Origin of the sequence: Porticoccus sp. (assembly GCF_965660005.1) — a bacterium.
Lineage (GTDB): Bacteria > Pseudomonadota > Gammaproteobacteria > Pseudomonadales > Porticoccaceae > Porticoccus.
Genome location: NZ_CBFHYF010000031.1, coordinates 1 through 20,432 on the forward strand (window position 1 = coordinate 1; position 20,432 = coordinate 20,432).

Below are 20,432 nucleotides of genomic sequence, written 5' to 3' on the forward strand. Positions count from 1 at the left end.
GTTTATTCCGAACAAGCCCTACAACTACGGCCAGTTGCAGTCCGATCTGCCCGGTTGGGGCGGCATCAAGGAAAAGGATACCCTGAACGTGATGCTGCGGATCGACAAGGAGTTCAAGTGGCAGGAGATTCTCGGTACCCACCGTCCGTCACTTTCCAGTGTCCAGCTGTTTGATACCTGGATCATCAACCGCAAGAAGGACGATGAGATTGTCGAATTCGCCTCCTTCGGTGAAGAGAAATCCGAGCACACCGTCTACCTGACCCTGTTCACCCTGCTGAACTACACCCGCGATACCATCAACCCCTCGCTGGTGGTCGGTACCGACCTCACCAACGGCGGCGGCTTTGTGATCCCGGCGGTGGAGTTTGTCTGGGGTAACGACTGGCGCCTGAAGGTTGAAGCCGACCTGTGGTGGAACGACGGCGACCGCAAAAAAACCTGCGGTAAGGCAGATAGCGATGCAGCTTTGGGTATGGAAGGCTGTGATAAGTCCGTCGGTGACGACCTGCTCGGCGTGCGTGAAAACGATGCCTCCTTTATGGACTGGTTCGCCCGCGACAACCAGCTGGTATTCAAGCTGACCAGGCAGTTCTAATAAAGATAATAACGAAAATTTGTGCAACTATTGCAAAACCGGATAGTCACAAATAAGACTTATTTTAAAACTGGGAGTATGACTATGTATAAGAAGTTACTAACGGCGTCGGTCGTGGCCTCCATGGGCTTTGCGCCCATGATGGCCTCGGCGGAAGACGAAACCTCGCTGCCGCTGTACGCCACTGACCGGGATCCCGGTTATGTGCAGCCCACAGCCGATGGTTCCAAGCCTAACCCCGTGTTCTACGGCAGCCCCGCTGCCGCCGGTCGCTGGGACAACGGCAAACCCGATATGGAAGTGGAAAAACTGCCCGAGGGCGTGACCGAAGACCAGGTAATGAAAGCGGGCACCGTGATCAACGCGGCCAACTTTGACAAGGTCAAGGACATGTATTTCGAAGGTAAGCGTGTCGGCGACATGATTACCGAGAAAATCGAGTGGATGATCCGCGATAAAAACCTAGCGATGAATATCCGTCATTCGGAATTCATCGAGATGGACGAGAAGTACATGCAGGCCACTCAGGATGGCAAGGGCAAAGTAAAATTTGACCCCGCCACCCGCGAAGTTTCTGGCTGGGAAGCCGGTATGTTCTTTGACCCGCAAGAAATCTCCATGGACGATCCCCACGCCGGTGACAAGCTGATCTGGAACCTGCGTTCACCGACCTACGGTGCGACCATGGACTTGCGTCACATCTCCTGGGTGTTCCTGGATGGTGAAGAAGGCATGGAGCGTATCCAGCGCTGGTGGGCTCGTCGCTACTACATGGAAGGCCGTCTCGACGGTGGTCCGCTGGTAGAAGGTGATGGCGATATCCTGCAAAAAACCGTACTGGTTGCCATCTTCCCTCAGGATATCAAAGGCATCGGCATCTTCTCCGTACGCTACAACGACCCGAGTGCGAAAACACCGGATGACGTTTGGGCTTACCTGAAGTCCGTCCGTCGTGCCCGTCGTCTGTCCGGTAACGCCTGGATGGATCCAATCGGTGGTACGGTACAGCTGTACGATGACTGGGATATCTGGGATGCGGTTCCGACTAAATACAAAGATGTCACACTGGTCGATCGTCGCTATGTGTTTGCGATTGCTCACGCACCGCTGATGACTGTGGATCTGCGTTTCAGAAACACCATTCAGGAATTCCCCGCTGTTGGCATGGACATTCCACCTCACTACTTCCCCGCGCCCCAGGTGCAGTGGGAACCACGTGAAGTATGGGTTATCGAGGGCACCCCGCCCGATGAGCACCCCTACAGCAAAAAAGTGGTGTATATGGAAGTCGATTACCCCCGTCCCTACCTGGGTGAGGCCTACGATAAAAACGGTGAATTCTGGAAAGGCTTTATCTTCCAGAACCGTCTCGACGTGGGTGATGATGGCTACAAGGCGCTGATGCCGGTGGTTGGTCACATCATCGACTTTAAAGCAGACTTTGCGACTAACTGGTCTTCCAACATGAAAGCCAATCCGGCTGGTGTTGAAGAGACTGACGTTACTCTGCAAACGTTGATTGCGCTGGCTCGTTAATTCGAACCGGTTCGTTCTGGAGCAGGGCTGTCAGGCAAACTTGATCGTTTATCTGGCAGCTCTGCTGCAGTTTAAGTACTGAAAAAATCAATAAAAACAATCGAACAGAATAGGCAGTGTGCATCACGCTGTGGTAGTAAAAGGTGGCCTTCCTGGTCATTTGAAATTTTTTGGGGGTTTTATGAATGTTGCTGGACAGGACCATGCTGGAACCAATTCCTCTGAGCCCGCCGGGCCGGTAGAGAAAACAGCGGGCCAGAAATTTATTGCACTCGTTTTATCAATTTTACCCTGGGCTATTGTCGGCACCCTTTTGTGGGCAGGCCTGTTTGTCAAACCGGTGGCGGTGGTGGAGGAAGTGACTCCCCCGGCAATTGACCGTCGCGACAATATTTTCGGCGTTACCCGGATCAGTCCCGATGTGTACATGGCTGCCGGTAACTATGGCAAGATTCTTATTTCCACTGACCGGGCAAAAACCTGGGTCAACCAGAATTCCACAGTGGAGACTCATTTTCAGGATATTTCCGCCTGGGATGAAAACCGCGCCGTTGCCGTGGGCAACAAGGGTGTGGTGGTCATCACCGAAGATGGTGGCAAAACCTGGACCTCAGTGGAAAGTCCGAAATCCGAGATATCCAATAAACTGTTGAAAGTGCATACTGTTGAAGGTGGCGAAGCACTGGCAGTGGGTGAAATGGGCATGATCATCCAGAGCCTGGATTACGGAAAAACCTGGCAGCGGCTGCGCGAAGAGCAGGATATCTTCTTCAATGACGTGGCTCGCCTGAATGAAAACACCATTATCATCGCCGCCGAGGCAAGAGCGATTGAAGATCCGGACGCCCCCTACGACCCGAATCAGCTAGTACCGGATGCCTATGGCCTGATTTTCAGAAGTGTCGACAACGGCGAGACCTGGCAAACCATTGAAACGGACAGCCTGAACAGCTTCGCGGCGATTGACTTCCGCAATGAGCTGGAGGGTGTGGCGGTTGGTCTGTCCGGTTCGATTGTCGGCACCTTCGATGGTGGTGAAACCTGGACCCATATCGACAGCAAAACCTCCGGTATGACCGAGCACCTTATGGATATCGCCTGGTCTGAGCAATTGAAAGAATGGGTAGGTATTGGCAATAAAGGCAAGTGGATAACCTTCTCCAGTGACCTGTCATCGTTTAAAACGCGCTTCCTGACGGAAGCGAACGCAGTCGAAAAGGATTTTACCTCTCACGCGGAACTGGCTCTGACGGGTTTGTCGGCGTAGGTGAGACGGTAGGTTATATGGATCTCGAGACAAACCAGTGGACCTTGCTGCATTAGTGATTGACACAGTTGCGTGACGATTCAAATAAACAATTAAAAGATGCGCCCATCCAGGCAGTTACGGATGGTTGGTGGAGGATAACATGTTAGAAAAATTTGCACTTGCCTGTATTCAATTCAGAAAAAGTGTTCTGGCAGTGGTGGCTGTTCTTACCGTTGTATTTGCCTACTTTGCACAGAATATTGATGTTAAAACGGTATTTGACGATTTGATGCCGACCACGCATCCCTACGTCCAGATACATAACGAATACAAAACCACGTTCGGTGGCACCAATATCATCACCTTCATGATTCAATCGAAGGAGGGCGATATTTTCCAGATGCCGGTTTTGAAGAAGGTTCGCGATCTTACCCAGGGCCTCTACAAGATCAATGCAATCAATGAATTCCAGATTTATTCGATTGCCGGTAAAAAGCTGAAGGAAGTGCGCGCCTCCACGGAGGGGATTGAAAGCTTCCCCTACATGTGGCCAGCCCTGCCGAAAGACGAGGCGGGAATTGAAAGACTTCGCGAGGCGATCCTCCGCAGCCCGCTGGTGTACGGCCCTTACGTGTCAAAGGATTTGACCGCCACGCTGGTGACAGTGGATTTCTACGATAACCTGCTGGAGTACAACCGCGCCTATAAACAGGCCTACGAACTGGTCGAAAAACTGGATGATGATATCGTCGATATCAGTCTGGTGGGCAACCCGATTCTGTATGGCTGGGTGAACCACTTCCTGCCTGAAACCATGAATCTGGTCATGGTGGCGGCGCTGATCTTCCTGGTGCTTCTGTTCCTGATCAACCGGACCTGGCGCGGCACCCTGTTGCCGTTGTTGTCCGGTGCCATCAGTGCGACGTGGGCGCTGGGTGTGGCCCATCTGCTGGGCATTCACTTTGATCCGCTGGTGGTGGTGGTCGCGATGCTGATCACTGCACGTGCGGTCTCGCACTCGGTGCAGATGATTACCCGCTTCCACGAAGAAATTGACAAGATGACCGAGGGCCATGATCTCTGCTCGACAGAGGCGGCCCGTCTGACCCTGAAAGACCTGTTGCGACCCGGTTTGCTTGGGATTGCAACGGATGCCGGTTGTGTAACGGTGGTTGCGATCAGCCCGATTCCGCTGTTGCAGAAACTGGTGGTACTGGCGGTTGTCTGGGTTGGCACCGTGGCGGTGAGTTCCATCATTGTTACGCCGATCCTGTTGTCATGGGTCAGAAAACCCAAATCCTATGCCCACCCATTGAATCTCGACCTGCTGTTGATTCGGCCGTTCCTGAACATGTGTGTGAAACTGGTGGAAACCCGGGCGCGCTATGTAGTGGTTACTTTGGGGCTGGTACTGTTCATTGTCTGCGGCTTCTATGCGAAGGATCTGAAAGTCGGTGATGCCAACCCCGGTTCGCCGATCCTGTGGCCCGAAGCTCGCTACAATGCGGATTCTGACAATATCAACAGTCAGTTCCCGGGTGCCGACCGGATGTTTGTGGTGTTTGGTAATGAAACCCGCGGTCAGGAAGGCCTGATCAAAGAGGTGGATTCCCTGGACAGCATGTTGCGCTTCCAGCGCTACATGGAGGCACAGGAAGAAATCGGTGGCAGTCTGTCGCTGGCCGATGTGCTGCCCTCGGTTAACCAGACGGTACGCGAAGGTAACTACCGTTATTCTGAATTGGGCGAGACCACTACCAACAATGCCGAGCTGATCTATATGTTCGAACGTGCGTCGGAGCCCGGCGACCTGCTCGGTTTTACCGATGTGAAGGCCACCAATGCCTCTGTGACCCTGTTCTTTACCGACCGTCAGGGCCAGACCATTCAGACGGCGGTGGCCCGGATCAATGAGTTCAGGGACAACATGAAGGTTGAGGGTCTGGAGATTCACATGGCCGGCGGCATCATCGGTGTGATTGCAGCGGTGAACGAGGTGATTCTCTCCGGTCAGATTCAGTCGATCGCACTGGCGCTCTTCATTCTGGTGATGATGTGTATCATCGTGTACCGCTCCAGTATTGCGGGCATGTTCTTCATGGTGCCGGTGGTGTTGTCCAACCTGGTGACCTTTGCCTTCATGGCCTGGCAGAACATTGGTATGAACATCAATACCGTGCCGGTTGCCGCGCTGGGTATCGGCCTCGGGGTGGACTACGCGCTGTATATCTGTGACCGTATCCAGATCGAGTACAAATCTGGCAAGTCACACATTGAAGCGATCTCCATGTCCCTGCACTGTGCGGGACGGGGCGTGCTGGTAACGGCGCTGGTCCTGATTGCCAGTGTGGCGGTATGGCTGTTCTCTTCGCTGCGCTTCCAGGCTGAGATGGGTATGTTGATCGGCCTGTGGCTGTGTGTCTCTGCCTTGAGTGCACTGTTCCTGATGCCGGCGCTTGCCTATATCTTCAAGCCGCGCTTCCTGTTTGGTGAAGTACAGAAGCACTGACAGGAAAACAGCTTGAGTTTCAATGCAATAAAAAAACAGGGCCCGCAAGGGCCTTGTTTTTTTGCAATATCGTTAAGTGGGCTCCGCTTCAGGTGCTCCATGGGCGGTTTGTTCCGTCGTGTGCCGACTGGATTTGCCTGTTGGCCCGATTGATCAAGCAGCGGTTAATTGAACATTCTGATTTGACCCAGTAACAAGAATGAAAATAAATACTGATATGCTGGAATTTAACGAGTCCTACCGAAATGGTGCCAAAAAACTGGCCGTTTACCCACTCTATGGGCTGACCAAGCGTGAATCCGAAGTGGTGTTGCGGGTGGCACTGGGCAAGACCAACGATGAGGTGGCAGCGCTGTTGGGTATTACCCCCGCCACGGTCAAGCTGCACATGCGAAGTGCGCGACTCAAGTTGGGTGCCAATAATTCGATCTATCTGATCAGCCGTTGTTTTATGCTGGGGATTCTGCGCGCTGTGTCCGGTTGACCACGCCACTCCAGGGATCGCACGGCCAACCGTTCAACCCTTTGCTCCCGGGCTGACGGATTTTTTGTGGCGCAGCTCAGGGACGTCTGAATAACCCGGTAAGACCACTGATATGGTTCAGCAGCTGCTGGGTGGACGGGTCTGGCGCTTCACTGTTATCGCCCTGGCTGAGCAGACTGGAGGCAATCTCCTTGCCCAGTTCGACGCCCCACTGATCGTAGGAATTGATGTTCCAGATAGCTCCCTGGACAAACACCTTATGTTCGTAAAGCGCGAGTAGTTGACCGAGGTGATAGGGTGTGAGGTCATCGAGCAGTAACAGATTGGAAGGTTTGTTGCCGGGACATACCCGGTGGGCGGGTATGTCCGGTTGGTCGTGATTGCCCTTCATCAACGCCGAAGCCTGTGCCAGTAGATTCGCCAGCAGTGTGCGGTGGTGTTCATCGATGCTTCGGGGTTCCCCGGCCGCGGCGATGAAGTCGAGCGGTATCAGATGGTTGCTCTGGTGAAACAGCTGAAAGAAGGTGTGTTGTGCATTGGTGCCGGTTTGTCCCCAGAGGACGGGGCCGGTCTGATAATCAAGGGTTGCGCCGGATTGTGAGACCGACTTGCCGTTACTCTCCATATCGAGCTGTTGCAGGTAGCTGGGCAGCAGTGAAAGACGCTGGCAGTAGGGAATGATGGCGATCGATGACGCATCGAGAAAATTCCGGTACCAGATACCCAGCAGGGCCAGAATAACGGGCATGTTTTGGGCAAAGGGTGCCGACCGGAAGTGCCGATCCATTGCCCGGGCACCCCTGAGTAGCTCTTTAAAGCGTTCATGTCCCAGGCTGATCGAGATGGTCAGTCCCACGCAGGACCACACCGAGTAGCGACCGCCGACCCATTCATCAAAGGTCAGAATCTGTGACGGCGGGATGCCAAAGGCCTCGGCGTTTTGACGGTTGGCGGTCAGGGCGATGATCTGACGGCTGCCGGCCAGCTCCGATTGCCCCAGCTGTTGCTCCAGCCAGTGCAGGGTGGTGCGGGTGTTCAACAGTGTTTCCTGGGTGGTAAAGGTCTTGCTGGCGACAATCACCAGTGTTCTTTCCGGATCCAGTTGCCTGAGGGTGTTGAGGATGTCCTCGCCGTCCACATTGGCCATAAAGTGAAGTCGGAGGTCGGGGTGGCTGTAAGGGCGCAATGCCTGACAGGCCAGTTGCGGGCCGAGTACCGAACCGCCGATACCGATATGCACGATATCCCGCACCGGTTTGCCGGTCGCGCCCAACCACTTGCCAGCGCGGACGGATGCACTGATTGCCGCCATCTCGTCCAGTGTGGCACGAATTTGTTCGTCCAGCAGCTGTTCCCCGCACCGGTAATCGTCCTCCCGCTCACCCCGCAGGGCGGTGTGAAGTGCGGCGCGCTGTTCCGAGCCATTGATGGTATCACCCTTGAACAGGCTGTCCCGCTGTTGCTCCAGCGCGGATTGTTCAGCCAGCGCCAGCAGGGCTGAAAAGATGCCTTCGTCGATCAGATTTTTCGAATAGTCCAGCAGTAGCCCGTCCACCGACAGGGCGAAACGCCGCTGCCGATCCGCGTCCTGACGGAACAGCGACATCAGGTCGAGCTGTTTGCCCCTTTCTGCCAGCCCGTTGAGCGTCTGCCAGGCGGGAAGTGTGTCGGGAGAGATGGATGAATGGGTCATGCGGGGACTCGTTTATTGCGTTCGCTTTCTGAGTGTATCGGCCAGTATCGTACACGCCAATGACAAACCATCAGGCTGGAAAAGTCTGACAGTTGACTGCTATCCGGTTATTTTAACACTGCCTGTGCTACAGATGTCGGCCCATCACCAGGCAGGTATCCAGCATGCGGTTGGAAAATCCCCACTCGTTATCATACCAGGCGAGGACTTTGACCAGCTGGCTGGAAACCCGGGTGTGCGAGCTATCGAAAATACTCGAGTACGCCGAATGGTTGAAGTCCACAGAGACCATGGGCTGCTCCGTGTAGGCAAGGATCCCGGCCAGGGGACCACTGGCGGCCTGCTGCATGATGTCGTTTATCTCGGCTGCTGTGGTGGCGCGGCTGGCGGTAAAGGTCAGGTCCACCAGTGACACATTGGCGGTGGGCACCCTGACGGCCATGCCGTCCAGCTTTCCCGCCAGTTCAGGCAGGACCAGCCCAATGGCTTTGGCCGCACCCGTGCGGGTGGGAATCATGGATAGGGTGGCCGAGCGGGCCCGGTACAGATCCTCGTGATAGACATCCACCAGATGCTGGTCATTGGTGTAGGCATGAATCGTCGTCATCAAGCCGGTTTCAATACCGAGGGCAGCGGACAGTGGCTGCACCACCGGCGCCAAACAGTTGGTGGTGCAGGAGGCATTTGACACGATCCGGTGCTCGGCTGACAACAGCCCGTGATTGATACCGAACACCACCGTGGCGTCCATGTCTTTGCCCGGTGCGGAAATCAGCACTCTTCTGGCCCCGGCCTGCAAGTGCTTCGCGGCCTGCGCCCGGTCGGTAAAGTGTCCTGTGCACTCCAGTACAATATCCACCTGCAACGCCTGCCAGGGCAAATTGGCCGGATCCTGCTCTGCCAGTACCTCGATCGCGTCCTCGCCGATGAACAGCGTATTGTCATCGTGCTGCACCGGCAGGTGGAATTGACCATGCACACTGTCAAACCGCGTCAGATGAGCGTTGATTGACACGTTGCCCTGATCATTGATCGCGACAATCCTCATCTGCTCACGGAGCGCGGGCCTTTCATAAAAAGCCCTGAGGATATTCCTGCCGATACGGCCGTAGCCATTAATTGCCATGCGCAGCATGCTCACCTCCCTTTCGGTCCATTATTGCCTGATTGGCCGACCAACAACATCCCCAATTTTGTCATCACAACAGCCGGCAAACCCCTTGACCACAAAACCAAAACCCCTTTTCGACTTGACTACCAACAGCCACTTCAATATATTACGCGGCCTCACGCACTCGTAGCTCAGCTGGATAGAGTACTCGGCTACGAACCGAGCGGTCGGAGGTTCGAATCCTCCCGAGTGCGCCATAAACAAAACCCCCGCCTGAAAGGCGGGGGTTTTTTTATGAGCCACGACGGAGGTGAGAGCCTCCCCAGATTCGACAACTTCCGTCAGGAAGTTGGACCCAGAAACCGCAGGTTGCGCAGCCCCGCAGGGGGCAAAACGGCCATAAGCCGTTTTGAGTTAATCCTCTCGAAGTTCAAGCCGAGCCCCGCAGGTGTGAGACAGCGCCGTCCAGACGCGACGACCCGAGGGGGAGACGCATAGCGCCGACTGATCCTCCCGGACTTCGTGCTGATCATCGAAGAATTCTGATGGATGTCCATTCAGGTTGCTAATCTCGCCATTCGCGAGCGGTGGCTTCATAAAGCCTGATATATTCATAGCAGGCGCACCAGTGGTTATCGGTGTGGAGGCATGGGAATTACCCGCTAAAATACTGTTGGGTGACGAACCATGCAGCTCAAATTTTCAAAAATCAGTTTGTGGTTGCTGCCACTGCCTTTGAGTCTGACTCTGGTCGTGACGGTACTGCTGCCGTTTCTGGCGGTGATGGGACTGACCGGCTGGTACAGTATCAATCTGCTGGAGCGCAACAGCCGCGATCGCATGCAGGAGGACATCGAACTCATTGCCCGAGCCATTCGTCTGCCCCTGAGCCACGCGCTCGAGCGGGGTTATGAGGAAACCATCAAACGGGCTTTGGAATCGGCATTTACCATCGACCGGGTGTACGGCGTTTATGTGTATGATCGCCGGGGAAAAACCGTGTATGCCAGCGGTGCCAGGGAGCCCTCCATGGGCAGCGAACAGGCGGTGCGCATTGCCAATCGCGGTGAACGTCAGGGCGAATTTGCCCGGGTTGGTAAAGAGGCGGTGTTTTCCTATTTTGTGCCGCTGGTGGATGCCGGTGAGCAGATCAGTGGTCTGCTGCAAATTACCCGCCGGGGCAGCGACTTCGACAATTATCTCAGCCGGCTTCGCGCTCACAGTCTCTCGGTATTGGTCGTTTCGGCCATTATTCTGATGTTGATTATTTTGTTGGGCTATAGCTGGACCTTGGGTCGCCATCTGGCGGCGGTGAAGTCGGGACTGGCGCGAGTTCGCTCGGGTGAACTGCGGCATCGCTTTGCCCCGAGGGGCCCCCGCGAGATGCAGAAAAGCCCTGCCGGTGGTTGCAGCGATTCCCGTGAGCTGGGAGAATCCGCGCAGTTTTTTGGCGGTTCAACGGATAATGTCTGATTTTTTAGAGGAAGCAGTGACGAAAATCGGTTTGTTCTTTGGCAGCGACGAGGGGAATACAGAATCCATTGCTCACCGGATTGCCGGTCGTCTGGGCGAAGAGGTGGTGGATATTCACGATATCGGCGATGTGACCCAGCTGGACTTCCTGCCCTATGACAAACTGATTCTGGGTATTCCCACCTGGGATTTTGGTCAGATTCAGTCGGACTGGGATGACTTCTGGACGGATCTGGAAGCCATCGATTTTTCCGGCAAGACGATCGCTTTTGTCGGCCTCGGTGACCAGTTTGGCTACGGGGATTTTTTTCTCGATGCCATGGGGATGCTGCACGATGTGGTGGTGAAAACAGCAGATCGTGTGGTGGGCTACTGGCCCACGGCGGGCTATGAATTCGATGCTTCGAAGGCCCGGGTTCCGGGGCAACCCCTGTTTGTCGGCCTGGGTATCGATGAGGACCAGCAGCCGGAGCTGACCGCCGGGCGACTCAATCGCTGGTGTCGGCAGATACACGACGAGTTTGATCTGGATTCGCCCGTGATCGAACTGGACGACTAGCGGGCCAAGTGGGTCATGACTTCAGCTTTCCGTGACAAACACCGCGCGGATTGGCCCCGGATGGCCTTCGACCGTGCGGGTTTGATCGGCCGGGTCGAGAAAATCCGGCAGGGATTCGTAGGTCATCCATGCCGTTGAACGCTGCTCCCCGGGTGTGGTGCGTGTGCAGTCCACCATGCGCGGGTTTTTGAAGCCGCATTTGCGCAACCAGGACAGCAGGGTGTCCGGGCTCGGCAGAAACCACACATTGCGCATCTTCGCATAGCGGCCCTCGGGCACCAGTACTTCGCCGGGTCCGCCTTGAATAATCAGGGTTTCCAGTATCAGTTGACCGCCCGGTCGCAGACACTCCTTTAATTCCTTCAGGTGATCCATCGGTGAGCGGCGATGGTAGAGCACCCCCATGGAAAATACGCTGTCAAAGCACTGCATGTCTGTCGGCAATTGCTCGATGCCCAGCGGCAGCACATCCACCGGAAAATTCCCCAGGTAGTGCTTTAACACACTGAACTGACAGACAAATTTGGCCGAAGGGTCGATGCCGATCACCCGTTGCGCCCCCGCGCCGAGCATCCGCCAGCAGTGGTAGCCATTGCCGCAACCCACGTCGAGCACCAGCCGGTTTTTCAGCGGCGCGAGGTGGGGCAACACCCGGTCCCATTTCCAGTCCGAGCGCCACTCGGTATAAATGGTCAGGCCAAACAACTGGTAGGGTCCCTTGCGCCAGGGGTGGAGGCCCATCAGGGCTGAATGCAGCTGCTGGCGCGTCTGTTCATCGCAGTCCCCAGCATCGCCCACGCTGACGGCGGTCTGCAAATCGACCCGGGAAGGCTCGAGTGACGGCAGCTGTGCCAGTGTCGCCTGCCAGTCCGGCAGGTCGCCCCAGCGCTCTGCTGACAGGCCCTGAGCAAGCTGAGCGGGCAGCTGTTCCGCCCAAGCCCGCAGGGCGGGATGTTCTGCGCTGGCGAGGCTGGTGAGCAGCGGTGAAAAGTCAATCATCTTGGTTTATCAGCGGTGTTTTTTGACAGGTAAGCGCTATTTTATAGCAATCAGCGAGGCGAAGTTGAAGCATTGGAACCAGACATCGACACTGCTGAATCCGGCCTCTCTGAGTCGCTGGCGATGCACGGCCAGGGTTTCGGGAATCAGTACATCCTCCAGTGCGGAACGCTTCTGGCTGATTTCCAGCTCACTGTAACCATTGGCCCGCTTGAAGTGGTGATGCAGTTCGATCATCAGTTGCTGGTGCTGGGGGTCTTCAAAGGCGACTTTTTCCGACAACACGAGTACGCCACCGGGTTGCAGGCCGTCACTGATGCGCTGGAGCAATGCACTGCGCCGATCGACCGGGATGAATTGCAGGGTGAAATTCAGCACCGCCATGCTGGCATGGTGGACAGGAACCTGCTCAATATCCTCGCAGATCAGCTCCACCGGGATTTCCCCGTCATCTCCGGCCAGAATCTCGCGGCACTGACTGAGCATGGCAGCGCTGTTATCCACGGCAATAATACGGCAGTCGCTGTGGCGGATTTGGTGGCGCATGGCAAGGGTGGAAGCCCCCAGCGAGCAGCCCAGGTCGTAGCAGTGGCTGCCGGGGCGGGCGTAGCGCTCCGCCAGCGTACCGGTCATGGCAATGATGGTTTCGTAGCCCGGTACCGAGCGCCGGATCATATCGGGAAACACACGCGCGACCGACCGGTCGAAACGAAATCCGGCGATCTCCAGTTGGGGGGTGGCGAACAGGGTGTCTTTGCTGTTGCTCATGGCGTGCCGTCGTTTTCCTGCAACAGTGGCGTGAGGAGCTTGCGAATCGCCTCTGGCAAAGGCCGTGAGCACTGGGCCGCGTAGTCAAACCACACCAGTACGGCCTCGCCCCTTGCCACCAGCACCCCCTTCTGGTGTGCGAGATGGTCCACCGTAAACGACTTGCTGCCGATTTTTTTGATCCCGGTGGTAATCACGACCTCGCTGCCCAGATGAATCTGGTCGACAAAATCCACGGCGATATGCGCGAGAATCATCGGCCAGTCAGCGGGGTTGAGGCTGGGGTGAACCAGCCGGAAAATATCGGCCCGGGCCGCTTCAAACCACACCGGCAGGACAGTGTTGTTGATATGGCCGAGGGCATCGGTTTCTGAAAATCGCGGTTGAATATGTAATTCAAACATCACAGCGATACCGGGGTCAGTTGCAGCGCGTCTGCCAGTTTGGCCCGGTCGGGACTGGTGATCACAGCGGTACTGACATGCTCTGCCACCAGATAGGTGGCAGCCACCCGCCGCAGATCATCCAGTGTGGTTTCCCTGACCCGGTTGCGGAAGGTTTCCCTTACCTCGCGGCTGCGGCCATAGAGTTCCGCCTGAAAGGTTTCCTTGGCTTCGCCCGCCGGGGAACCGGGTTTGTCGATCGAGCTGATCACACCGAGGATGGCTTCTTCGACCTGTTGCCAATGGTGGGTTTCATGGTGCAGCCAGTGCAGCGCCTGATCAAAGTCGTTCAGGGTGTCTTCAAGGCGGGGATCGCGATAGGAGAAAAAGCGGAATGCGGCAATGTTGTTTTCCTGGCTGGCTCCGCCGCCATAGGCCCCGCCCTGTTCGCGGATAGTGCGGTGCAGATAGCCATTGCGCAGAAAACCGCCCAGCACGGTGAGTGCCGCTGCATCCGGGTGAGAGAGCGGTACCGTGGGATAGGCTTTGGCGCAGAAATTGACCTGGGTGCTGGCCTTCCACAGTTCTGCCACCCGTCGATGCAGTTCCGATTGCTGAAAGGCATTGAACGCCTCGCCGGAGGCCGGTGCGAAGCGCTGTTGAATGACCTGCTGGTAGTCCTCCAGCTTGTCCTTTTCACCCACCACCAGAAATTGCCGCGGTGCACCCAAGACCTGTTGATGAATGGTCGCCAGTTCTGCGGCCAGCCCATCCAGCAGGGTCGTGTCGGACAGACTGCTATCCAGTTGTTTGATATGGCGGATACCAGCCAGACCACTCCAGCGATGGGCCAGATACGCGCCCGGGCTGATGCCGCTGGAAGCCGCCGCCATGGCCAGCTGGTGGCCGCTACCGGTGACGCTGGTCTCGCGCCGGGCCCGGGTCTGGGCGATCAGTTCGCGGATCCGGGTCAGCTCGTCAAAGCGGACCTGTTCCAGTGTCGCCTGCATCAGGTCAGTGAGTTCGGCCTGGTGTCTGGCCAGCCCCTTACTGGACAGCACCAGATGTCCGGACAGATCCTGTTGGTTGTCCGGTTTGCCGCGCACAGAGGCATAGGTGTGGATACTCCCGCACACTTTCGATTGCCAGAGCTGGGTGGCCAGGTAATCCCGGTCGCCAATCCCCAGTTCGGTAAGGCTGTTGCAGTAGATCGGCAGCAGATCGAGCTGAGCTTCACTCAGGGCTGGCAGTGGCAGCAGGATCTGTTGATACACCAGACCGTTGGTGCCAGTGCCGTAACTGGTCAGTGTCAGGGGGCGGGTTTTTCGTTCGGTGGCCGCCACATAGTCCATCTGCGGCGGAATATCGTCCAGGCCCACTTTGGGCAGAATCGAATCGTCATCTTTCTGCTGTTGGCGCTGGTTGAGCACTTCGGCCTGTTTTACGATCGCCTGTTTGCCCGCTTCATCGAGACCGGCCTTGATGGCCGCGAGCTTGTCGGCCTCAATGTTTTCCCGGTGGGCAGAGAGCTCCCGGTCGGGTGCCATGGTCAGGCGCACCCGGTGGGGATTTTCCAGCAGCAACCGGCGGGCAAGTTGTTTGATGTAATCGGGATCCCGGATCAGATACTGGAGTTTTTCCAGCACCGGATCCAGATTCAACAGGGCAATCGGATCGCCGCGATGGGTGGCACTGGTGAGTGCCGTGAGAATCAGTTGTAGCCCGTAGGGGTATCCGTCTCCACCGATTTCACGCTGTTGCAGTTCCAGCTGGTGCAGCGAGGCGGCCAGTTGTTCTTGCGGGATGCCATTTTCTGCCACGTCCTCGAGCACCGAGAGCACCAGCGCTTGCAGCGCATCGGCACGATCCGGTTCGCTGCCCTCAATACCGCAGACAAAGCAGAGCTCTCGCTGGGAATCATCCAGCCCGCACAGCGGTGAGGGCGATGAGCCGAGTTCGGTTGTCTCGAGTGCTTTCAGCAGGGGCGAGGCGCTGTTATCGAGCAGCACGCTGCATAGCAGGTGTGCCTCCATGCTGGCTTCCAGATCAGTGGCTTTGCCCAGTAGCCAGCCCATCACGATGTGGGTACGGTTGTCGGTGCTGCCTTCTTCATTGAACGGGTAGGTTTTCTCTACAGTCACCGGGGTGGTGTAGCGTTGTTCATCGGGGACGGAAATTTCCACGTCCAGTCGGTCGAAACGTTGCAGGGCATTATTTTCGATATCGGTCTGGAGTTCCGTAACCGGGATATTGCCGTAGGTCATGAAAATGGCATTGGACGGGTGGTAGTGGGTTTTGTAGAAATCCTTTAACTGCGCGTAACTGAGATCGGGGATGTGGGCTGGATCGCCGCCACTGTTGTAGTGATACGTGGTGGTGGGGTAGAGATGCTCGCAGAGGGTCTGCCACAGGGTCGAGGGCACGGAGCTCATCGCCCCCTTCATTTCATTGTAAACCACGCCTTTATAGACCAGCGGGGCGTCGGTATTGCCGGGTTCGGCAAATTCCACCCGGTGGCCTTCCTGGCGGAAATCCAGTTCATCCAGCCGGGAAAAAAACACGGCGTCCAGATAGACGTCCAGCAGGTTGTCAAAATCCTTGCGATTCTGGCTGGCGAAGGGATAGGCGGTCCAGTCAGAACTGGTCATGGCGTTCATAAAGGTATTCAGAGAGCGGCGGATCATCATGAAAAAAGGATCGCGTACCGGGTATTTTTCGCTGCCGCAGAGGGCGGTGTGTTCGAGTATGTGTGCCACGCCGGTGGAGTCATGGGGCACGGTGCGCAATGCTACCAGGAAGACATTTTCGGGGTTGTCGGCGGCAATGTGAATATGCTGGGCACCGGTCTTGCGGTGGCGGTATTCCGCAACATCGATGTTCAGGGAATCAATACGCTCGCTGCGCAGAAATTCAAAGGCGGGGTGTGCCTGTGTCGTCATATTCGGACCTCGGTTATCGGGTGTTCGGGCAAACGGCCATTCTACCTGCGGGCCCGGTGCTTAGCCACGCCCGATATGGGGCCGGATCAGACCAGTGCCAGCGCTTTGAGGGTCAGCAGGCCGCCCGTGACGGTCAGCATGCCCAACAGGGTTGACAGTACCACCATGTTGGCGGCCAACTCGGCGTTGCCGCCCAGGGACTTCACCTGAATAAAGCTGGCCACTGCAGTGGGTGTTGAGGTCAGCAGAAACAGAATGCCCAGCGCCATACCACTGACGCCGAGCCAGGCGGCCACGCCGACAATCAATAGCGGTGTGATCACCAGCTTCAGCAGGGCTGCAGTGAGTGTGCTGGCACCGGCGTGTTGCAACGCCCTGAGGTTCATTGAGGCACCGATGCAGAGCAGTGCCAGTGGCAGGGTCATTTGGGCAAAGTAATTGCCGGTGTCTTCCAGCAGGGCGGATAGCGGCAGCCCGCCCAGCTTGACCAGAAAGCCCAGTGCAATCCCGATCAGCAGCGGGTTGGTGAGCGTATTGCGCAGCATTCGCCGCATCGGGGACTGGCCGTCACCGGTCTGGATGGGGTTGAGTGCTATCACAGCCAGTACGTTATACAGCACGGTCAGCAGGGCAATGGGCACGGCCGCCGTTGCCAGACCCACCTGTCCGTAGGCGTTGCCGCAAAAAGCCAGCCCGATGACCGCCAGATTACCCCGGAAAACACCCTGTACGAAGATGCCGCAATCGGCCTTGTTCTCTCTGTTAAATAACCGGCCAATGGGCCAGGCCAGGGCGAACATCAACAGCGTCAGCGGGATTGCCACCAGCAGTGGTATCCCCATGGCAACGCCACTCAGGTCTGCCCGGTAAATGCTCAGAAACAGAATCACCGGCAGCCCCACTTTGAACACCAGGTCGGATGCCGGCTGGATAAATGCAGCGGGAATCAGGCCCGCTTTTTTCAGCAGCAGACCGAGCAGGACCACCAGGAAAATCGGGCCGGTAATCGACAGCGCAAAGCCCAGCAGGGCGAGGGGGGTGGTTTCGTTCATAACAGCCGGCCAGAATAACTGGCGGTTATCATACCAGCCGGGTTGTGCTGACAATATGCCGGATTGATTGCACTGACATAAAAAAACCTCCACCGCTGGGGTGGAGGTATCAAGGTCTGAAAGTGGGATTGCGATCAGAAAGCGTATTCAATACCGACGGAGGCGGTACGTGGTTTATTGGGGCGTGCGCCATCGGGGAGGCGGGAAACGATTTTCTCCTGATCGAAGATGTTTTCCATTTTGGCGTAAACCACGGTATCCGGATTGATGCTGTAGCGGCTGATGAAATCGACCACCAGCAGGTTGTCGGTTTTATCCCACTTCGGGTTGTCGTCGCAACCGACATTGCTGCACATCTCATCGGTGAACTTGGCGACCATGTAGTTGTTCCAGCTGAAGGGGGTTTCGAGACCGGCGCGCAGGCTGAAGGTGTTTTCCGGGACATCGGCCAGCCGATCCCCCTTGTCGAAGCCCAGTGCCACTTCATCTTCACTGATTTCAGCTTTGGTATAGGTGTAGCTCAGGTCTACCGGGATGAAAAAATCGCCTGCCTGGAAGCGGTTGCCCGCGGTCAGTTCGATACCCTGAATCACCGCTTCACCGGTAGTAAAGCTGCCGCTGGTGGCACCGTTGCTACAAGGGTTGGCCGCCGAGCAGTTTTCGGTTTTGTTATCAAAGTCGCTGTAAAAACCGATCATCTCTGCAAAGAAGTTGTTTTCATGGAAGCGAATGCCGGTTTCATAGTTGACGCTGGTTTCGGGGTCTTCATGTTCTGAGGCGCCGCCACCGAGGGGAGAAAAGCCGCGGTGCACACCGGCCAGCACCTGCCATTGATCGGTCAGGTCATAGGTAAAGGAAACTCCCGGTAACAGTTCTTCGGAACGGTTGGATTTCTTGCTGCTGACGGTGTTGCGGGATTCGTCGGCATAGCGTTCTTCCGACGAGTGCACTTTCTCGTAGCGAAGGAATAAATTCAGCGCCAGCGCATCGGTGACCTGCCAGTTGTCCGTCAGCCAGAATGAAATGGCTTCTGCATCTTCCACGCGATTGTCGCCGCTGGAGATCGGATTGGTGCTCACATATTGCAGTCTGCCATCCACCTGGTCGTAGACATCCACCGGTTGCAGTCGATCCACCTCATCTTCATGGGCGCGACCGCCGATATTGAGCTGGTGTACACCCATGTCTACGGCAAAATTCAGTTCCAGGCCATAGGACTCGTATTCACGGTCGTTGTTTTTATAGGTCAGGCGGGTTGCATCGGCAGTGCCGTCGAGGATTGCCTGGGCGTTGGCATCACCCTGATTGGCTGCGTTGATCAGGCTGCTGCCGCCGCTCAGCTTGAACCAGTTGCGGGAAAATTCGTTGTAGTAACCGGTGGCCGTCATCCGCACAATGTCAGTCAGATCCAGATTGTAGACGGCGCTGTAGCCCTTGTGTCGCAAGCTCATTTCATCCGGCAACGACAGCCCGTAGCGACGTTTTGAGCTGTTCCTGAAATCGGCATCGGTGAGCCCGAGGTAGGTTTCATCGGACACTTCCTCGGAGTACTGGGCCTTTAACAGCAGGCTCTGGCCCTCAATTTCCCAGAATAATTTGCCCATGTAGTCTTCGATGTCATAGCCGGTATCGCGACTGCTGCGGTCGATATTTTTGAAGCCGTCCGAGTCGCGTTGCACGGTTTCCAGCAGCCAGCCGAAGTCTCCAAGTGCACCGCCGCCAAACCTGCCGCCGTAGTTCAGGTACAGGTCCCGCATACCGTCTTCACCGGCAGCCAGGCGCAACTTGCCGCTGTTCTCATCGGGGATCGGTGTGGATTTCAGGTTGACGATGCCGCCGGTGGTTTGCGGGCCGTAGCGCAGCAGGGGCGCGCCTTTCAGTAGTTCAATGGAGTCCATGCGAAGCGTGGTGGGGAAGTAGTAGGCAGCTGGTCCCGCATAGGGAGCTGGCGCGATCATGATGCCGTCTTCGAGGAGCGTGATTTTTGAAGAGCGCTCCGAGGTGGCGCCGCGGATGCCGATATTTGGGCGCAGGCCAAAGCCATCCTCTTCGCGAATATAGACGCCGGGAACCGTTTTTAACAGCTGGTTGATGTCAGTGGGCGCTTCGATGGCAATCTGTTCCTGATCGATGAGCGCGCCGGAACCGGCGAGTTCTCGTACGTCTGCTCTGGAGCCGATAATGGAGATGGTTTCAATGTCGGTTTTTGCCTCATCTGCCGCCATGGCCAGCAGGGGCAAGGTCAGCGAAGCCGTTAAAAAAGAAAGAGTGAATCTGTTGGCCATGGATGTTCCCCCCCCGGAACTATTACGGTGTTATAGCGTTGTGCCTGTTTCAAATTCCTGATAATGCTAATCCAAATGATAACGATTATCAATTATAATTTTGTTGGAGGAATGAGAAATGCCCTGTCCGGGGCGTGAATGCGAGTTTGTTTTATGGTGCGGTGATAAGGGTGCGCCGGCCGAAAGATCAGCGCCGAAACAGAAAGACCCGAAACAGAAAGACCCGAAACAGAAAGACCCGGGTCAATCCGGGTCGGTGGGATTTAAGCGTATCAGTCAGCTTGTTTTTTTGTCCGGCAGGTATCGAACCCCAGCAAGCTGTAAACCGGGCAATTGCCCAACAGCGCAGTCGCAAGGGGTATCAGACCGATCCAGCCCCAGGCCGTTTGTGGCCCAATAAATACCAGGGTGATTAAGACCAGTCCCACCACAAGCCGAAGCAGACGATCTGCGGTACCCAGATTAATTTTCATAATAATGTTCTCCACGTTGTGTTCTATTGAGTATGGATGTCACAGGGCAATTCTGATTTGATGGTGATCAATCCGAGGGCAGGTATTCTCATGCCGATCCGAACCCTCGTGCCGGTTGTGTGATTAAAGGATAGGCCATGACGCGTTTTCGTTCGTTTCTTTGTCTGACGCTTCTCGGCGGACTGACCGTTGTATTGCCTATTGCGCTGCTGGCAATGATCTTTCTGTGGCTGTTTGATCTGGTGGCCGATCTGATCAGTCCCCTCACCGGGTTGTTGCGCGAGCAGGCCACCATCAGCGAATTTCTGGCTTTGTTGGTGG

At 56.1% G+C, this 20,432-nt stretch carries 16 protein-coding genes, 1 tRNA gene and 1 pseudogene; 9 read left to right on the top strand and 9 right to left on the bottom strand.

Going from position 1 to position 20,432, the window contains the following annotated elements; all coding sequences use genetic code 11:
• From ACTF5G_RS07460 to ACTF5G_RS07480, 5 genes are all read left to right on the top strand, one after another.
• Positions 1-598: hypothetical protein (locus ACTF5G_RS07460; RefSeq protein ID WP_438952196.1), on the top strand; the 598-nt coding region annotated here is incomplete at its 5' end.
• 84 nt (positions 599-682) lie between these two features.
• Positions 683-2,134, top strand: coding sequence for a DUF1329 domain-containing protein (locus ACTF5G_RS07465; RefSeq protein WP_438952197.1), 1,452 nt, complete (start codon positions 683-685; stop codon positions 2,132-2,134).
• Between the two features lie 181 nt (positions 2,135-2,315).
• A complete protein-coding gene (locus ACTF5G_RS07470) occupies positions 2,316-3,401 on the top strand; it encodes a WD40/YVTN/BNR-like repeat-containing protein (RefSeq protein WP_438952198.1) in 1,086 nt (361 codons plus the stop codon).
• A 142-nt stretch (positions 3,402-3,543) separates the two neighbouring features.
• Positions 3,544-5,892, top strand: a complete 2,349-nt coding sequence (locus tag ACTF5G_RS07475) for an efflux RND transporter permease subunit (RefSeq protein WP_438952199.1) — start codon at positions 3,544-3,546, stop codon at positions 5,890-5,892.
• Between the two features lie 199 nt (positions 5,893-6,091).
• Positions 6,092-6,376 (top strand): helix-turn-helix transcriptional regulator, encoded by a 285-nt coding sequence (locus ACTF5G_RS07480; RefSeq protein WP_438952200.1) that lies wholly within the window; start codon positions 6,092-6,094, stop codon positions 6,374-6,376.
• 76 nt (positions 6,377-6,452) lie between these two features.
• Here ACTF5G_RS07480 and pgi read toward each other — a convergent pair whose 3' ends face one another.
• Together pgi and gap are read right to left on the bottom strand one after the other, a co-directional pair.
• Positions 6,453-8,069, bottom strand: a complete 1,617-nt coding sequence (gene pgi, locus ACTF5G_RS07485) for a glucose-6-phosphate isomerase (protein WP_438952201.1) — start codon at positions 8,067-8,069, stop codon at positions 6,453-6,455.
• 127 nt (positions 8,070-8,196) lie between these two features.
• Positions 8,197-9,204 carry a type I glyceraldehyde-3-phosphate dehydrogenase gene (gene gap / locus ACTF5G_RS07490; protein ID WP_438952202.1) on the bottom strand — a complete coding sequence of 336 codons (1,008 nt, stop codon included), beginning with the start codon at positions 9,202-9,204 and terminating at the stop codon, positions 8,197-8,199.
• A 156-nt stretch (positions 9,205-9,360) separates the two neighbouring features.
• On the opposite strand from gap, the gene ACTF5G_RS07495 reads away from it, so the two are divergent.
• The 3 genes from ACTF5G_RS07495 (at position 9,361) to ACTF5G_RS07505 (ending at position 11,212) form a co-directional block, all read left to right on the top strand.
• Positions 9,361-9,437 (top strand) — tRNA-Arg (locus ACTF5G_RS07495).
• Between the two features lie 430 nt (positions 9,438-9,867).
• Positions 9,868-10,653 (top strand): hypothetical protein, encoded by a 786-nt coding sequence (locus tag ACTF5G_RS07500; protein WP_438952203.1) that lies wholly within the window; start codon positions 9,868-9,870, stop codon positions 10,651-10,653.
• Positions 10,646-11,212, top strand: a complete 567-nt coding sequence (locus ACTF5G_RS07505; RefSeq protein WP_438952204.1) for a flavodoxin — start codon at positions 10,646-10,648, stop codon at positions 11,210-11,212. Before ACTF5G_RS07500 ends, ACTF5G_RS07505 begins: the two co-directional genes overlap by 8 nt.
• 21 nt (positions 11,213-11,233) lie before the next feature.
• Here ACTF5G_RS07505 and cmoB read toward each other — a convergent pair whose 3' ends face one another.
• The 7 genes from cmoB to ACTF5G_RS07540 all read right to left on the bottom strand — a co-directional run bounded on the left by cmoB (position 11,234) and on the right by ACTF5G_RS07540 (position 20,111).
• A complete protein-coding gene (gene cmoB / locus ACTF5G_RS07510) occupies positions 11,234-12,211 on the bottom strand; it encodes a tRNA 5-methoxyuridine(34)/uridine 5-oxyacetic acid(34) synthase CmoB (protein ID WP_438952205.1) in 978 nt (325 codons plus the stop codon).
• Positions 12,212-12,247: 36 nt separating this feature from the next.
• On the bottom strand, positions 12,248-12,979 hold the full coding sequence (cmoA, locus tag ACTF5G_RS07515) for a carboxy-S-adenosyl-L-methionine synthase CmoA (protein ID WP_438952206.1): 732 nt from the start codon (positions 12,977-12,979) through the stop codon (positions 12,248-12,250).
• Positions 12,976-13,383 (bottom strand): acyl-CoA thioesterase, encoded by a 408-nt coding sequence (locus ACTF5G_RS07520; protein ID WP_438952211.1) that lies wholly within the window; start codon positions 13,381-13,383, stop codon positions 12,976-12,978. The genes cmoA and ACTF5G_RS07520 overlap by 4 nt, the downstream gene beginning before the upstream one ends.
• Entirely contained in the window at positions 13,383-16,301 is a 2,919-nt protein-coding gene (locus tag ACTF5G_RS07525) for an insulinase family protein (RefSeq protein ID WP_438952207.1), read from the bottom strand. Before ACTF5G_RS07525 ends, ACTF5G_RS07520 begins: the two co-directional genes overlap by 1 nt.
• Before the next feature lie 86 nt (positions 16,302-16,387).
• Entirely contained in the window at positions 16,388-17,353 is a 966-nt protein-coding gene (locus tag ACTF5G_RS07530; RefSeq protein ID WP_438952208.1) for an AEC family transporter, read from the bottom strand.
• A 134-nt stretch (positions 17,354-17,487) separates the two neighbouring features.
• Positions 17,488-19,638, bottom strand: coding sequence for a TonB-dependent receptor family protein (locus ACTF5G_RS07535; RefSeq protein WP_438952209.1), 2,151 nt, complete (start codon positions 19,636-19,638; stop codon positions 17,488-17,490).
• A 272-nt stretch (positions 19,639-19,910) separates the two neighbouring features.
• Entirely contained in the window at positions 19,911-20,111 is a 201-nt protein-coding gene (locus ACTF5G_RS07540) for a YgaP family membrane protein (RefSeq protein ID WP_438952210.1), read from the bottom strand.
• A gap of 137 nt (positions 20,112-20,248) precedes the next feature.
• Between ACTF5G_RS07540 and ACTF5G_RS07545 the strand changes: the two are divergent.
• Positions 20,249-20,432 (top strand): annotated as a pseudogene (locus ACTF5G_RS07545) (DUF502 domain-containing protein); the annotation flags it as partial.